1 protein-coding gene is annotated in these 278 nt (G+C 65.5%); it reads right to left on the bottom strand.

What is annotated here, in order from left to right:
* Positions 1–278, bottom strand: a 278-nt coding sequence (locus EOD29_RS31495; protein WP_127248811.1) for a DUF2207 domain-containing protein, incomplete at both ends; no start/stop codon positions are given.

Below are 278 nucleotides of genomic sequence, written 5' to 3'. Positions count from 1 at the left end.
CCCGTCGCAGCGACACCCGGCGGCAGCGTCACCGTCGCCGTCGCGGAGCGGATCGGAAAGATCCAGCCATTACCGGTGACGTTCCGGTAGAGTTCGTCGTGATCGTCGAAGTAGCGGATCTGGCGGTTGGTCCGGTAGGTGAAGACGTAGCGATGACGGCCCGGCGTCACCGTCACCTCGGCGGAGCCGGCATAGATGCGGATGCCGCCCGATATCGATTCGGTATGCCAGGGCTCGTCCGCGCCGTCGCGGCTGACCGACACCATGTCGAAATCGAC

This window comes from Mesorhizobium sp. M1A.T.Ca.IN.004.03.1.1 (assembly GCF_003997555.1).
Lineage (GTDB): Bacteria > Pseudomonadota > Alphaproteobacteria > Rhizobiales > Rhizobiaceae > Mesorhizobium.
The sequence above is the reverse complement of the archived record's forward strand: the minus strand, read 5'-3'. Positions and strand labels throughout refer to the sequence as shown.